This is a genomic window from Ectobacillus sp. OTK (assembly GCF_059698935.1).
Genome location: NZ_AP048547.1, coordinates 4,120,806 through 4,136,963, shown reverse-complemented (window position 1 = coordinate 4,136,963; position 16,158 = coordinate 4,120,806). Strand labels below are relative to the sequence as shown.

The 16,158-nt window shown below is 44.1% G+C and carries 13 protein-coding genes; all 13 read left to right on the top strand.

Annotation, left to right across the window (positions count from 1 at the left end):
* Positions 1 to 142: 142 nt before the first annotated feature.
* The 13 genes from AC6HZ4_RS20490 (at position 143) to AC6HZ4_RS20430 (ending at position 16,114) form a co-directional block, all read left to right on the top strand.
* A complete protein-coding gene (locus AC6HZ4_RS20490) occupies positions 143 to 1,981 on the top strand; it encodes an APC family permease (protein WP_497491553.1) in 1,839 nt (612 codons plus the stop codon).
* Positions 1,982 to 2,470: 489 nt separating this feature from the next.
* Positions 2,471 to 4,501, top strand: coding sequence for a methylmalonyl-CoA mutase subunit beta (locus tag AC6HZ4_RS20485; protein ID WP_497491551.1), 2,031 nt, complete (start codon positions 2,471 to 2,473; stop codon positions 4,499 to 4,501).
* Positions 4,498 to 6,654 (top strand): methylmalonyl-CoA mutase, encoded by a 2,157-nt coding sequence (gene scpA, locus AC6HZ4_RS20480; protein ID WP_497491550.1) that lies wholly within the window; start codon positions 4,498 to 4,500, stop codon positions 6,652 to 6,654. Before AC6HZ4_RS20485 ends, scpA begins: the two co-directional genes overlap by 4 nt.
* A gap of 3 nt (positions 6,655 to 6,657) precedes the next feature.
* The gene (meaB, locus tag AC6HZ4_RS20475) at positions 6,658 to 7,779 is read left to right on the top strand and encodes a methylmalonyl Co-A mutase-associated GTPase MeaB (protein WP_497491549.1); all 1,122 of its coding nucleotides are present in this window, start codon (positions 6,658 to 6,660) and stop codon (positions 7,777 to 7,779) included.
* 83 nt (positions 7,780 to 7,862) lie between these two features.
* The gene (locus AC6HZ4_RS20470; RefSeq protein WP_497491548.1) at positions 7,863 to 8,297 is read left to right on the top strand and encodes a BrxA/BrxB family bacilliredoxin; all 435 of its coding nucleotides are present in this window, start codon (positions 7,863 to 7,865) and stop codon (positions 8,295 to 8,297) included.
* A 178-nt stretch (positions 8,298 to 8,475) separates the two neighbouring features.
* On the top strand, positions 8,476 to 9,504 hold the full coding sequence (locus tag AC6HZ4_RS20465) for a DUF5667 domain-containing protein (RefSeq protein WP_497491547.1): 1,029 nt from the start codon (positions 8,476 to 8,478) through the stop codon (positions 9,502 to 9,504).
* 72 nt (positions 9,505 to 9,576) lie between these two features.
* Positions 9,577 to 10,293, top strand: coding sequence for an RNA polymerase sigma-I factor (gene sigI, locus AC6HZ4_RS20460; RefSeq protein WP_497491546.1), 717 nt, complete (start codon positions 9,577 to 9,579; stop codon positions 10,291 to 10,293).
* A gap of 2 nt (positions 10,294 to 10,295) precedes the next feature.
* On the top strand, positions 10,296 to 11,234 hold the full coding sequence (locus AC6HZ4_RS20455; protein WP_497491545.1) for an anti-sigma factor domain-containing protein: 939 nt from the start codon (positions 10,296 to 10,298) through the stop codon (positions 11,232 to 11,234).
* Between the two features lie 637 nt (positions 11,235 to 11,871).
* Positions 11,872 to 12,648, top strand: coding sequence for a transporter substrate-binding domain-containing protein (locus tag AC6HZ4_RS20450; protein ID WP_497491544.1), 777 nt, complete (start codon positions 11,872 to 11,874; stop codon positions 12,646 to 12,648).
* Positions 12,649 to 12,860: 212 nt separating this feature from the next.
* Positions 12,861 to 13,520 (top strand): amino acid ABC transporter permease, encoded by a 660-nt coding sequence (locus tag AC6HZ4_RS20445; protein ID WP_497491543.1) that lies wholly within the window; start codon positions 12,861 to 12,863, stop codon positions 13,518 to 13,520.
* Positions 13,513 to 14,235: an amino acid ABC transporter ATP-binding protein gene (locus AC6HZ4_RS20440; RefSeq protein ID WP_497491542.1), complete on the top strand. Its 723-nt coding sequence runs from the start codon at positions 13,513 to 13,515 to the stop codon at positions 14,233 to 14,235. The genes AC6HZ4_RS20445 and AC6HZ4_RS20440 overlap by 8 nt, the downstream gene beginning before the upstream one ends.
* Before the next feature lie 361 nt (positions 14,236 to 14,596).
* Positions 14,597 to 15,565, top strand: a complete 969-nt coding sequence (locus AC6HZ4_RS20435) for an aromatic acid exporter family protein (protein ID WP_497491541.1) — start codon at positions 14,597 to 14,599, stop codon at positions 15,563 to 15,565.
* Positions 15,566 to 15,583: 18 nt separating this feature from the next.
* Positions 15,584 to 16,114: a L,D-transpeptidase gene (locus tag AC6HZ4_RS20430; RefSeq protein WP_497491540.1), complete on the top strand. Its 531-nt coding sequence runs from the start codon at positions 15,584 to 15,586 to the stop codon at positions 16,112 to 16,114.
* The last annotated feature ends 44 nt before the right edge of the window (positions 16,115 to 16,158 follow it).

The following is a 16,158-nucleotide window of genomic DNA, read 5'->3' as shown; positions in this document are numbered from 1 at the left end:
GTCATTTGAGGAGCTTTATATTCTAGAGCTTCCCTCTTGTAATAGTTTTGCTAAAGCACATATTTTATATTCTATTTTTAGAAAATGCCATGTACGAGTTAAATTAAGAAGGATAAACAACAAGGTAATGGAGGATTCCAAAATGAATTATTGGAAAAGGTTGTTGATAGGAGCTCCTGTTCCTACCAAACAACTTTCAGAAGCGAAGCTAACAAAAAAGAAAGCATTAGCTGTATTTTCATCTGATGCACTCTCCTCTGTCGCGTACGCTACGGAAGAAATTTTACTTGTTTTAGTCTTAATTGGTACGCAAGCCTTTATGTATTCTCTTCCTATTGCGCTTGCTATCATATTGCTGCTATTAATTGTTACTCTTTCATATCGCCAGGTGATTCACAGTTTTCCATCTGGCGGGGGAGCCTACATTGTAGCTCGTGAGCATATAGGACGAAATACGAGTCTGACAGCTGGTGCAGCTTTAATGATTGACTATGTATTAACTGTTGCGGTAAGTATTAGTTCTGGAGTGGCTGCTTTGTTGTCAGCTTTTCCTGCTTTACTTCCCTATCGTGTCGAGTTAGCAGTGGTACTTGTCATTGTATTAATGATTATTAACTTGAGAGGGATTCGAGAGTCTGCCAGTATTTTTGCGTTTCCGACATACATCTTTGTAGCGTCAATCCTCATCATGATTGGAGTTGGAATTTGGAAGCTGCAAACGGGAGATTGGCATCATTTATCAGTCCCGCATGAAGCAGAGCACTTTTCCTTATTCTCTTCGCTGGGAACAAGCTTTTTGCTATTACGGGCTTTTGCCTCCGGCTGTTCAGCATTAACAGGTGTAGAGGCCATTAGTAACGGAGTTCCTGCTTTCCGTGAACCTAGCTCTAAAAATGCGATCATTACGATGTTTTGGATGTCATTTCTGTTAGGAATCATGTTCCTGGGGATTACGTTTTTAGCTAATGGATTTGGTGTTACACCAAAAGAAAATGAAACAGTTGTCTCCCAAATTGCGGATCATGTTTTTGGAAAGGGGTTCTTCTACTACTTTGTTCAAATCTTTACCATGATCATTTTATTTCTAGCTGCCAATACCGCTTTTGCTGGATTTCCGCAGCTTGTTTCCATTATTGCACAAGATGGCTATCTCCCAAGAAGTTTGACAACACGAGGAGATCGATTAGTATTCTCCAATGGTATTCTCTTTCTAAGTGTCTTGGCTATCCTTTTAATCATCTTTTTCCAAGGAGATACCCATGCACTCGTACCACTTTATGCCGTTGGTGTATTCTTGTCTTTTACGATTGCGCAATATGGACTGATTAAATACTTTTTAGAACGAAAGTCACAACAGAAGGTTTGGTCCAAAATCCTTGTTGTAGGGATTGGGATGATTATAACTGGAATTGTTACGATCATAACTGGTGTAGCCAAATTTCAAACCGGCGCTTGGATGGTAGTAGTGGCGATTCCATGTATAGTGTTTTTATTTCATAAAGTTCATCAGCACTATTCTGACTTGGCAAGTCAACTTAGTCTTCAAGGACAAGATCCAAAGCAATTGGTGAAGGTTTCTCCTTCTAAGGTGATTATTCCGATTTCCAGTGTAAGCCGTGTAGCCATTAACTCTATTGGCTACGCAAAAAGTATATCGAATGATGTTGTGGCACTGACTGTGTACTTTGATGAACAGCAAAAGGAACGGGCAGAGAAAAAGTGGCAAGAGATGGGACTTGATATTCCCCTCGTCGCTGTTCATTCCCCTTATCGAAGCTTGCTCATGCCGCTGCTTCAGTATATAGATGCACTGGAGGAAAGCGAAAGAGGAAAATATATTACGGTTCTTATCCCACAATTCTTTGTGAAAAAATGGTGGCATGTCTTTCTTCATAACCAAACAGCACTTCTTTTACGCACGGTTCTCTTATGGAGAAAGGATATTGTCATTGCTACAATCCCTTATCACCTAAAAAAATAACAAATCGAGTAAAAAAGTGTAAAAAAGAAGGGGCTCCTTAAATATATTAAGATGGTTAAACACTTATAAAATAAGACCTCTATCTTCGTTTACTAGGTAAGCAAAGATAGAGGTCTATTTTTGCTGCATGCTATGTTTTGCAAAGAGAGTTATTGTGGCAGTAGTCTGCCACAATAGGTCTTTCGTGTGGTCAATCATTAACGTAAGTGACTATATAGTTTATTACTTCTTATAGATAAAAAGGATGGTAAAGAGTATTGTTCTTTACCATCTTTACTGTTTAATTTAATGTAACTTTAAATTAAAGGTGTTTTTTGTATATATCTACATTTATGAAATGTTTCTGCATTATTTTAACACCTCGACAGTTTGAAGCAATTTCTATTTACTACCATACCTATTTTATAATAAACTTTAATTGTTAGATAGTTTTGAAAATTTAATCTCTTTGATTTAGGCTGAGTAAGGACAGACAAAGGGGGCGAAGGGATGGGGAAATGCACGTTCCAAGAGTTTGAGAATGTTAGCTATGAGGCATGGAAGCAGCTTGCCGAAAAAAACTTAAAGGGAAAGCCCTTTGACAGCACTTTTACTGATACGTATGAGAATATTACATTAAAGCCATTGTATACAAAAGAGGATGCGAACTCTGCAAGGCTCGCGCAAGCAGCAAGCTTATTTCCGGTATACAGGGATATGATTGCACAGGAAATTGTTGGGAATAGTCCGTCCGAGATAAATCAAAAGGTGCTGCAGGCGATCGTGCATGGGCAAAGTGTTTTACATTTGCTGCTTGATAAAGCTACGCGGCAAGGAAAGGATTCTGATATGGCCCTTCCAAATGAGGTGCTGCAGGCAGGGATTCCGATCAATTGTGTATCCGATCTTGAACATATTCTACAAGGGGTGCCATTAGAGAGGCATTCATTGCTCCTTTATACAGGCTATTGGGCTGCACCGATGCTTGCGATTGCAGCAGCTTACAGCAAGCAAACCGGCGCAGCGCTTTCGGGAACGATTGGAGCTGACCCGCTCGGCTGTCTTGCTGAGGAAGGAAGTATACCTTTTACACTAGAACAAAGCTTTGATGCAATGGCAGGTACAGTGAGATGGACGAAGCAGCATCTTCCGAATGTTCGAACGATTTTTGTACGTACAGACGGGTATCATAATGCCGGAGCAAACGCTGTTCAAGAATTGGCAGCAGCACTTGCAACTGCTGTCCAATATGTTCGTGAAGGCGTCAAACGAGGTGTAACGGCAGATGATATGTGCCGCCAGCTAACCTTTAGCTTTTCTGTCGGAACACAGCTATTTATGGAAATTGCGAAGCTTCGTGCTATTCGTGTGCTTTGGAAAAAGACGGCGGAGAGCTTCGGAGCAAAGGAAACTACTGTTTATCTTCATACACGCACATCAAGACGTACAAAAACATTGTACGACCACCATGTAAATCTCCTTCGCGCCACAACAGAGGCGTTTTCTGCAATCGTAGGCGGTACAGATACTCTCCATGTTAGTACATACAACGAAGCATACAGCATCTCAGAGGAAAACAGCGAACGCTGGGCAAGGAATATTCAGCACATTTTGTGCGGCGAGTCTCACCTGTTAAAGGTGTTGGATCCTGCGAGCGGTTCTTACTATATTGAGGCATTAACTGAGCAGCTTGCTGAAAAAGCCTGGGGGCTGTTTCAGGAAATCGAAGCAATGGGCGGCATGAGTGCGTCTTTACAGCAAGGCTGGCTGCAAACAAGGATTTCGGAGACAGCGAAGCAGCGTTATCGCAGCATTACGGCGCTTGAGCAAAAAATTGTTGGAACGAACGTCTATGTGAAAAAGGATGAGCCAAGACAAAGCGTAGAGCACGGACAAGGGGTGGAAAAGGTACAGTATCGCATATCCGAGATGATTACATACAAGGAGCAGCGGCTTTTGAAGGAGCATATGCGGCGGGATTTGCTGCTGCGCGATGAGCGAACGCTCACTGAGCTCGTGCACGCATGCTCTCTAGGTGCGACAATTGGTGAAATGACTGCAATGTTTGCCGGAGCAGGGGAAGGTATTGCCCCGCTTCGGGCTATGAGAGATGCAGAGCCGTTTGAGAGAATGCGTGAAGCAGCAGAAAAGTATGAGGAACGAACAGGAATGCGTCCGCAAGCGTTAATCGTACAAATTGAGAAGGAGATGAAAGATCAAGGACTGTCTCCTCTTGTTAAAGCAATGCTGGAGGCATGCGGATATCATGTTTCAACAGAGAGGAAAACAGCGGAGATAGCTATGATGGCCCGAGCGGACCACGCTGCATTATTTCTAGAGGGGGATCAGAGAACAGTAAAGGAAGCGCTTGCAACCGTTAGGCAAGCCGGATATCCTGGGAAAATATTTGTCATCGGGCAGTTTGCGGAAGAGGAAAAGCAATTGCTCTTGGAAAAAGGGGCAAGCGGTTTTTTACAGGAAGCAGAGCAGGTTCTTCCATTGCTATATGAGCTTCAAAATCAGCTGGAGGTGATTGTATGACTATGCCGAAGTTTACCGAAATGGACTTTGCCAGTATATTTGCAAATGAAGACTGGCAGGCAAGAGATGCGGCAGTAGCCTACACATCCAATGAGAAAATTGATATAAAAACGTTCTATACAAAGGAGGATGTCCAAAGCTTCGATTATCTAGATTTTAAGCCGGGTTTTGCTCCGTATCACCGCGGGCCGTATGCGCTGATGTACACCAACCGCCCATGGACCGTTCGGCAATATGCGGGGTTTTCCACTGCAGAGGAAAGCAATGCCTTTTATAAACGAAATCTGGCTGCAGGACAAAAGGGATTATCGGTTGCCTTTGATTTGGCAACGCACCGCGGCTATGATTCGAATCACCCTCGCGTTGTTGGTGATGTCGGCAAAGCGGGCGTAGCCATCGATTCTATTTTAGATATGAAAATTTTGTTTGATGGTATCCCGCTTGATCAAATGTCCGTTTCTATGACGATGAACGGTGCGGTGCTTCCAGTGCTCGCTTTTTACATCGTTACGGCTGAGGAGCAGGGCGTGAGGCAGGAGCAGCTGTCCGGGACGATTCAAAATGATATTTTAAAGGAGTATATGGTACGTAATACGTATATTTACCCGCCGGAAACATCGATGCGTATTATTGCTGATATTTTCTCGTACACGTCTAAGCATATGCCAAAATTCAACAGCATTAGTATTTCGGGCTATCATTTGCAGGAGGCGGGGGCACCAGCTGATTTGGAGCTTGCGTATACACTTTTAAACGGTGTGGAATATGTCCGTACGGGTCTTAAGGCTGGTCTTGCCGTCGATTCGTTTGCGCCGCGCTTATCCTTCTTTTGGGCGATTGGAATGAATTACTTTATGGAAGTCGCAAAAATGCGTGCAGGTCGTTTGCTATGGGCAAAGCTGATGAAGCAATTTAATCCAAAGGACAGCAAGTCGTTAGCATTGCGCACGCACTCGCAAACATCGGGCTGGAGCTTAACGGCGCAGGATCCATTTAATAATGTCGCACGTACGTGCATTGAGGCGCTTGCTGCAGCTCTCGGGCATACGCAGTCCCTGCATACGAACGCTCTAGATGAAGCGATTGCACTGCCGACCGATTTCTCGGCACGCATTGCCCGCAATACGCAATTATATTTACAGGAGGAAACCGGAATTTGTTCGGTAATTGACCCGTGGGGCGGCTCGTATTATGTAGAAACACTCACTGCGCAGCTCATGGAGCGTGCCTTAGAGCATATTGAAGAAATCGAGGCCTTAGGCGGTATGACAAAGGCGATCGAAAAAGGTATTCCAAAGCTTCGCATTGAAGAAGCGGCAGCGCGCCGGCAAGCGCATATTGATTCTGGCAAAGAGCCGATTATCGGCGTGAATAAGTATCGTTTAGAGAATGAGCAGCCGCTTGAAATTTTAAATATTGATAATACGGCTGTACGAAAGAAGCAAGCAGCAAGATTAGAGGAATTAAAACGCTCAAGAGACAAGCGGCGTGTGCAGCTTGCCCTCGAAGCCATTATAAAGGCAGCTGAAACAGGAAAAGGAAATTTGCTTGCTTTATCAATCGAGGCGGCGCGTGCCCGTGCCACACTTGGAGAAATTTCTGATGCGATTGAACGCGTTGCTGGTCGTCATAAAGCGGTCATTCAATCTGTAAGCGGCATATATCGTTCCGAGTATGAAAAGCAGGATGAGATAGAACGAGTCCGTAGGAAAATTGATGCATTTGCCGAGCATGAGGGACGCAGACCGCGCATTCTTATGGTAAAGCTCGGGCAGGATGGTCATGACCGCGGGGCCAAGGTCGTTGCAACTGCCTATGCTGACCTTGGCTTTGATGTAGACATCGGGCCGCTATTTCAAACGCCCGAGGAAGCCGCGCGTCAAGCTGTTGAAAACGATGTGCACTGCGTTGGCATGAGCTCGCTTGCCGGCGGACATAAAACGCTGCTGCCGCAGCTTGTTGAAGAACTGCATCGGCTTGGCCGCGAGGATATCGTTGTGGTTGTTGGAGGCGTCATTCCGGTGCAAGACTATAAGTTCTTATATGAGCATGGAGCTGCGGCTGTATTTGGACCGGGAACAATCATCCCATTAGCGGCTGAGAAAATGCTAGAGGAAATTCAGCAACGTCTTGGCGACGAGGATGTGGAATAGGCGATGGAGCAAAATAAGCGACCAGAACGGGTTCCGGAGGACGGGGACAATCAGGATGCTTTCACGACATCGGTTATGAAGGGAAGCGTGCAGCCGCAGCCGTCAAAGCGGGTATTCCGGAAAAAAACAGTGACGATTGAAGAGCTGGCAGAAGGAGTGAGGCAAAATAATCGCACGCTTTTAGCGCAGGCGATTACGCTTATTGAAAGCAACGCTCCGAGGCATCAGCAAAAGGCGCAGCAGCTAATTCAAAGGCTGCTGCCGCACACCGGACGGTCAATTCGCATCGGCATTACCGGTGTACCCGGCGCTGGAAAGAGCACATTTATTGAAGCGTTTGGAACGATGCTTTGCCAAGCGGGGCAGCGGGTAGCCGTTTTAGCGGTCGACCCAAGCAGTTCGTTAACAGGCGGCAGCATTCTTGGAGATAAAACGCGGATGGAGAGGCTTGTTCAGCAGCCAAACGCATTTGTGCGCCCGTCTCCTTCTAGCGGTGCGCTTGGAGGTGTGAATCGGCGGACCAGGGAAGCAATGCTTGTGTGCGAGGCTGCAGGATATAATGTCATTTTAATTGAAACAGTTGGCGTCGGACAAAGTGAGGGAATCGTTCGCGATATGGTTGATTTTTTTCTATTGCTTACGCTAACAGGCGCTGGGGATGAGCTTCAGGGCATCAAACGAGGCATTCTAGAGCTCGCCGATGGGATTTTAATTAACAAGGCGGATGGAGACAATGCTATTCGCGCGCAGCAAACCGTATCACTGTATAAGCAAATGTCCCGCCTCTTTCTCCCGGTCACAGATGGATGGGAGACGTATGTCGGCTCCTGCTCCGCACTTCACAGCCAAGGGCTTGAGGAGTTTTGGCGCGCTGTTCAGCAATTTAAAGACACAACCAAGGCGGCAGGTATGTTTGAAAAAAGACGAAATGCCCAAAAGCGAAATTGGCTGTACGCATCTATTCGCGAGCAGCTGGAGCAGCGCTTTTTTTCCAATCCATCCATGAAGGAGCGTCTTATATTAGCTGAGCGCGAGATTGCAGATGGAACGCAAACCGTAACGGCAGCTGCTCTGCGGCTGATGGATGAGTATGACGGCATCCAGCGTTCTGTCAACCGTCTGTAAGCTATGTGCGTTAAAGTTGTATTTCTCCTTTTACTATTGGTAATATAAGAAGAAGACCAGATTGTGCAGAGGAGGAAATGCAAATGGTAAATTTCAACTTTTTTATGAATGATGTTGTCCGACAAGCACGAGAAGAAATCGTAGCTGCTGGCTATACAGAATTACATGACGCAGAAGCGGTAGATACAGCATTCGCGCGTCCGGGTGTAACGCTGGTGATGGTGAACTCCGTATGCGGCTGTGCAGGCGGAATTGCTCGTCCTGCAGCAGCGCATTCTGTTCATTATGATAAACGCCCTGATCAGCTTGTAACGGTGTTTGCCGGCCAAGATAAGGAAGCAACAGCGCGTGCGCGCGAATACTTTGAAGGCTATCCGCCGTCTTCTCCGTCGTTTGCGCTGTTAAAGGACGGGAAAATTTTGAAAATGGTTGAGCGTCATGAAATTGAAGGACACTCACCGATGCAGGTGATTGAAAAGCTGCAAGGCTACTTTGATCAATATTGTGAAGAAGTGTAAAAGTCGGCTGTGCCGGCTTTTTTTTTATTCCACAAGAAAAAAGAATTAGAGCGGAACTATACCTTCGTTTATGACATTTCCTTCTCCTTTTTTACAAAATAAAATTCTTTTCGCCACCCCCTTAAAAAAATTGTCGAATCCGAATATGTATAATGACCAAAGCAAATAGGGGGAAGACATGATGAAACAGTGGTTAGTAAAAAGCTCACTTTCTGCGGTGTTAGCTTGCAGTCCGTTTTTGGTAACAACAGCAGCCTTTGCTGAGGAAGGTGTTTTAACAGTAGTTGAGCCAACTGAGCAAACGACAGATGCACCGGCGGAACCAATGCAAACGGTAGAGCCGGCAGAAACAACGGATCAAGCAGAAGTAACGAATGAAACAGAAGCAACGGACGAAGCCGAGAAAGCAGAACAAACAGAGGCAACGAACGAAGCTGAGCAAACAGAGGCGACAGACGAAGCTGCAGAGAAGCCAGCTTTAGTACAAGGTGACTTCTTCTATTTTGTGAAAACAACAGCAGAAAATATTCGCTTAGCGATTGAAACGAATGATTTAGAGAAAGCCAAGCTATTAGCTAAGATGGCGGCAGAGCGTATTGCAGAAGCGAAGGTGCTCATTGAAGAAGGAGAAGATGAGCATACTACTGATACATTAGAGAGAGCCGTAGAGCAAATCAAGCAGGCGGACGAGCTGTCTGAAGAAGCGGAAGGAAGCAAATCAGAGCAAGCCGAAGTGCATGTGAAGCTTGGATATAATGTAGAAGCATTGGCACGAGTGTTAGATAAAGTGAAGAATCCAAAAGCGCAAGCAGCGATTGCAAAGAACCTAGAGAAAAGCTTTACAAAGCTTGCAGCCAAAATTGAAAAAGAACAAGAAGAAAGCCTTACTGTAGTAGAAGGTGAGAAATCTGAGGATACAGCGCCTGAAACGGAAGTCGTGGCAAATACAGAGGCTGAAGCAGCTAATGAAGCAGCACAGACAGAGACTGCTTCGAATGAGGCAGCGACAGCTGCAGTACCTGCGGCAGCTGCTGCGGGCGTGAAACAAACAGAAAAAGCAGCTCCAGCTGTGAAGCACGAACAGAAAAAAGCAGAGCAAAAGGAAAAGCACGAGCAGAAAAAAGCGGAAAAGCAAGAAAGCAGTGAACAAAAAAAGTCTCACAAGGATGAAGAGCACGGTAAATATAAAGGAAAAGATAAAGAGTAAGATAGGCGGCAATGGTCACTTCGCAGCGAGGTGACCGTTCTGCCATTTTTTGAACAAGGGGGCGGTGGGAGCATGCTGAGCTTATTCTGGCAAGCGGTAAAACCGAAACAAACCGCAGAGGATACCGTAGCAGCGTTACAGGAAGGAAAAGGTGATAAGGAATCCTTTCTTCTTCAATATAAGCCGTTCATCCGAAAGTCTGTCTCTTCTGTGTGCAAGCGTTACATTACGGAGCAGGATGACGAATTCAGCATTGGATTGTTCGCATTCCATCAAGCGATTGAGCAGTATTCCTATAAAAAGGGAAAGTCCTTTTTCGCGTTTGCTGATCTTCTTATAAAAAGAGATGTGATTGACTATTTACGAAAAGAAGCTCGTCACAATTTTGTCTTTTTACAAGAAGACCAGCAAGAAGATGTGTACGAAATGCGAACGTCGCTGATGGAGTATCTAAGCAGTATGGAGAATGAAAATCGAAAGGAGGAAATTCTTCATTTTCAGCAAGTGCTAGGTCAATTTCGTATTTCCTTCTCAGACCTTGTAAATGACTCGCCAAAGCATCGTGATACACGCGAGCATCTTGCTGAAATCGCTCGAACGATTGTACGGGAAGAAGGAATGATTGAGGAGCTGTTCCAAAAGAAGCGCCTGCCCTTAAAACAACTAGAAACAAAAGTACGGGTTAGCCGTAAAACGCTTGAGCGGCATAGGAAATATATTATTGCCATGTGTATTGTGCTGCTTAATGATTATGCATATTTAAAGGAATATATAAAAGTGGGGGAATGACTATGAATCGAGGCATAGTTATGGAAGTGCAAAAACGGAGCGTACTTGTTCTAACTCCAGAGGGCGAGTTTGTTAAATGTAAGAAACAGCACAGAGAATATGAGGTCGGGGAGGAGATTTTGTTTCCGCAAGTAGAGAGAATCAAGCAGCGCAGCAAAATCTTGTTTTTTTCCTTGCCGAAGCGATTTGCTCTTGCTGCGAGCAGTGCACTCATCGCATGTTTATTTTTGTTTTTTTATGGCCCTGCCGAAGAAAAGGCAATGGCATATGTAGCTGTTGATATCAATCCGAGCCTTGAAATGAGCGTGGACAGCAAGCTGCATGTGATGAATATTGAGGCATATAATGAAGAGGGCCGGCGAGTACTGAGTAAGCTGCAGACATGGGAGGATGAGCCTTTGTCTGAGGTAATCCGCGCCATTGTCGGGCAATCCAAGCAAGACGGCTACCTAAAAGCGGATAAACAAGTGACAATTACATCCGTGGCGGCGAGTGAGGCGGACGAACAAACCGAGAAACGTATAGACGAGACCGTTACAGAAGTGCAAAAGGCATGCGAGAAAGAAGCGGTGACTGTTGTGTATCAAACGGGCACATTGCAGGTACGTGAGGATGCAAAGCGTGCAGGCATCTCGACCGGTAGATATATGAAGCAGGAAAAGGAACGATTACAGCAAAAGCAAGAGGCGAATCAGAAGCTGGAGCAAGCACCGGCTGCTGAGCAGGAACAGCCGAAGTCTGCACCAGTCCAACCGTCTGCGCCTGTTGAGCAACAAAAGAAGACACCTGCTGCTCCAAAGAATAATTCGGGCAACCATGCTCCGCCGCAGCAAAGGAAAACGGAAAAAGAGGAACAGAAGACGGAAAAGAAAACAAAGCGAGAAGCAAAAGAAGAGAAGAGGAAGGAAGTCTCCAAAAAAGAGGAGCGGAAAGATAAATAAAATAAGCATGACTAATAAGAGATAGAAGCAGATGGCATCTGCGAAAGTTGTCCTTTCGTATTCTAAAAAAGAGCGCAGAAAATAGAATGTTTTGCGCTCTTTTTTATCCTTTTACTTGCGTCGGGCAAAAATATTTATACATATTCAACATGATTGTCCATGAGAATGGAAGCTTATTAATTTCTTGGTAAATAATAAGTTTGATTTAAAACAAGTTTCTACTATAAAGTTCTTACGATTCCTAAAGCAATAAACAAATGAAGCCGAGATTCCTTAGCATACAAAATTCGCATTTTTTGTTTTAGCCTCCAGAAATATCGATACAACACGATAATTTCATTTATGGATTCGTATAAATATAAGTTCAAAAACCAGAACACATAAAAAATTTCAGTATAACCAAAATAAATATATTAATAAAACTCCTTTTATGGAATTTTTTTGTTTGAATGCTAAAAAAACAGTATTATCAGGCTAAAAAAAATTATAATTTAATATTGCATAAATATGTGCATGTGTTAAAATACGTTTTGTCGAATAAAAATAATAAACAACCCCTTTACAAACGAGGATAGATTTCTTTCGATGAAGAACAAGCATATTCAGAAAATTTAAAAGGAAACCGGGAGGAAGCAAAATGAAGAAATTCGTATCTATTTTTCTTGCAAGCTTACTTGTAATTGGCCTTCTTGGAGCTTGCACGAAGAAAGAAGAAACAACAGACAACAAAGAAAAGAAGGTTCTTGTGATGGGAACGTCCGCGGACTATAAGCCATACGAGTTTGTTGATTCAAAAGTAAGCGACGATGTTATCGGCTTCGACGTGGATATCGCGAAATACATTGGAAAAAAATTAGGCTACGAGATCCAAATTAAAGATATGGATTTCAGCGGCTTGCTAGCAGCAATGGAAGCAAAAAAGGTTGACTTTGTCATGGCAGGTATGACACCAACTGAGGACCGTAAGAAGAACGCTGATTTTACAGATATTTATTTCACAGCAAAAAACATTGTAATCTCCAAAGACGGATCAGTGAAGAGCATGGCTGACCTACAAGGCAAAAAGCTAGGCGTACAAACAGGATCCATTCAAGATGGAAAAGCAAAGGATTTACAAAAAACAACACAATTTACAATAGAAGGCCGCAACCGTATCTCCGAGCTATTTGAAGAATTAAAGGTAGGACGTGTTGATGCAATTTTAGTAGAAGATGCTGTTGCAGCTGGCTATTTGAAAAAGATGCCAGAACTAAAAAGCGTAACCATTCCAGAAGCTGCTGATGAAGCTGGCTCTGCAATCGCTCTTCCAAAAGGAAGCGACAAAACAGAACAATTTAACGCCGTGTTGAAAGAAATGAAAGAAAACGGCGAAATGGACAAGCTAGTAAAGAAATGGTTCGAGGGCAACGAATAAGTCTCGCCTAACCTGTAATATTGAGGAATCTCTCGGCAATGCGCTGGGAGATTTCTTTCTGTTGTTATATCGAATCACTTTTCAGCTGGAATTTTATAAATCCTTAAAGTATACAGAAACAATTTTTTGTATGCATAATACTGCCTATTCATGTATCATGTTTTGGTGGATACTAAAGATATTCAGATTTTATTGAAGAGGAGAACGGAACGATGAATCTTGATTTTTCGCAAATTGCTCCGTCTATGCCGTACATTCTAAAAGGTCTGCAAGTGACGCTGCAAATCGTGGCGGTTTCAGCTCTTTTAGGATTTGCGTTAGGGACGCTGCTGGCTTTATGTAAAATTGCGCGTATAAAGGCACTGGGCTTCTTTGCTGATGCATATACGTCCATTTTCCGCGGCACACCGCTTGTGCTGCAATTGATGATTATTTATTATGGCTTTCCGCAAATTACAGGCTATGATATTAGCGCGTTTTTGGCAGCAGTCATCGCGTTTGGATTAAACTCTGGCGCTTATATGTCTGAGATTATCCGTGCGGGCATTCAGGCAGTTGATAAAGGACAAACAGAGGCTTCCATGGCCCTTGGTATTCCATACAGAAAAATGATGAGCGATATTATTTTTCCGCAAGCGTTAAAGAATATTTTACCTGCGCTGATGAACGAGTTTATTACGCTTACGAAGGAATCAGCGGTTGTAACAGTTATCGGTGCTGCCGATTTAATGCGCCGTGCATACATTGTCGGCGGAGAAACGTATTCATACTTTGAGCCGCTTCTATTCGTAGGGCTTGTATATTATCTGCTGGTTATGGTACTCACACTCGTTGGAAAAGCGGTCGAAAGGAGATTGAGCAAAGGTGATTAAGATTGAAGGATTGCAAAAATCATTCGGCAAGCTTGAGGTTTTAAAGGGAATTTCTACAACAATTGAACAAGGACAGGTTGTAGCGATTATCGGTCCGTCCGGTTCCGGTAAATCAACATTTTTACGCTGCATGAACCTTCTTGAACAGCCAACGGGCGGGCGTATTTGGATTGATGGACAGGAAATCACAGATGCAAAAACGGATATTATGAAGGTGCGCCAAAATGTTGGCATGGTGTTTCAGCATTTTCATTTATTTCCTCATAAAACAGTGCTAGAAAATTTAACGTACGCACCGATAACGGTAAAAGGCGTATCTAAGCAAGCAGCAGAGCAAACAGGAAAGGAGCTGCTTCAAAAGGTCGGTTTGCTTGAGAAAGCGAACGAGTATCCGACACGTCTTTCCGGAGGACAAAAGCAGCGCGTTGCTATCGCGAGAGCACTCGCAATGGAGCCGTCTGTAATGCTGTTTGACGAGCCAACCTCAGCATTGGACCCAGAGATGGTAAAAGAGGTGCTGGAGGTTATGAAATCCCTTGCTCATACAGGCATGACGATGGCGATTGTAACGCACGAAATGGGATTTGCAAAGGAAGTCGCAGACCGTGTTATGTTTTTAGATGGGGGCTATCTCGTAGAGGATGCGCCTCCAAATGAGTTCTTCACAGCACCAAAGAGCGCGCGTGCGCAAGAGTTTTTACAAAAGATGCTATAATATAGAAGGGGGTGGCAAAATGCCGCCCCTTTTTTACAAGATAAGAAAGTATGGCTTTTTATAGGGAAAGACCTCCGCCCGCCGGGGCAAAAAGCACCTTTCATGCTGAAAAATAAACGGAATACTTCTTCCGCTAAAGCCGAGCTTTTGTGTCCGGATTGTTTGCCCGCCCTAGCTAAGCAAGGCGCTTGCGCTGAGGCTATAGCTTTTTAGGCAGGTGCCCGTAGCCCGTGCTTGTCCCGTGGCAGCCAGGTCAAAGACAAGGGGAGAAGTCGCTGTGCTGTACATATGTATGATGCTTATTGATTATTAACATTCCTTATTATTTACATATAAATAAATGGAAGAGGGTTAGGCCTATATGTTCAAAATTGGATATCGCACTGTAAAAACAGCTGCGGGAGCTGCGGCAGCCACTTTTTTGGCGCAAGCGCTGCATTTGCAGTTTTATAGCTCGGCCGGTATTCTTGTTATTTTATGCGTCCAAAATACAAAGCGAAAATCGCTAAAGGTTTCGTTGCACCGTCTTGCTGCCTGTCTTTTATCTATTCTGTTTTCATTTGTGATATTTGAAACGATTGGGTATAATGCGATGGCTATTGGTTTGTTGCTTCTATTATTCATTCCAACAGCTGTGATGCTGCGAATTGAGGAGGGGATTGTCACAAGCTCCGTTATTGTCATGCACCTTTACTCCGTAAAAATGGTAACATGGCCGCTTGTTTTAAATGAGGTGCGTATTTTGATTATCGGTATTGGCATTGCCCTTCTTGTGAATTTGTATATGCCTAGCGTGGAACGGGAGCTGCGGAAATATCAACAGCTGGTGGAGGGACACTTTAAAATTTTACTGCATGAGATGGCTGTTTATTTGCGGAGCCGCGAGAGTGATTGGGCCGGAAAAGAGATGATTGAAGCACATGAGCTGCTGCAGCGGGCCAAGGCACTTGCATTTCAAAAGCTGGAGAATCAATTTACAAGAGAAGATGATTATTATTACCGATACTTTACAATGCGCACCCGTCAATTTGAAATCTTGGAGCGTGTCATGCCGCTTGTTGCTTCCCTCTCCTGGACATATGAACAATCGGAAATGATTGCTGAATTTATTGAAAGCGTCGGAGCTGCGATTTGCCCTGAGAGCACTGGGCTCATTTCGCTCCGTTACCTTCACGATCTTAGAGAGCAGTTTCGTGAGATGCCTTTGCCGACAACACGAGAAGAATTTGAAACGAGAGCCATGCTGCTGCAGCTTCTCAATGAAATGGAGCAATATTTAATCATTAAAAGTGAATTTAAAGGGAAGCATACAGACATACAATCGGTATAAGAAAGAGAGGTATGCTATATGCTTCGTATTCTTTCCCTATTGCTTTTTGTTTCGATGTCACCGCTTTGGCCGCTCGGCGATAATCCAAGAGTCGGCGACCCATATATTATCGTCAACAAGCAAACAAATAAGCTCGCCTACATTAATCAAGGCAAAATTCAACGTGTATTCCCGGTTGCAACAGGCAAAACAAATGCTTTAACACCGGAAGGCGAATTTGATGTTGTAAGAAAGGCGAAAAACCCGTATTACATAAAAAAGAACATTCCTGGCGGCTCTCCCAAAAATCCGCTTGGATCGCGCTGGATTGGCTTTAACGCCCGAGGAACGGACGGAAGCAAATACGGGATACACGGTACGAACGATCCAAGCTCCATCGGCAAATATATCTCGCAAGGCTGCATTCGGATGTATAAGCAGGATGTCGAGTACTTGTACGACCGTATTCCAATCGGGACAAAGGTGCTAATTGTAAAGTCCAAACAATCATTTGAACAACTTGCGAAAGAAAAAGGCGCGATCGCAAGAAACGAACAGCCGGTTCCGTAATGGGACCGGCCGTTTGCGTTTTTCTTACATTTTAAGAAAGTATA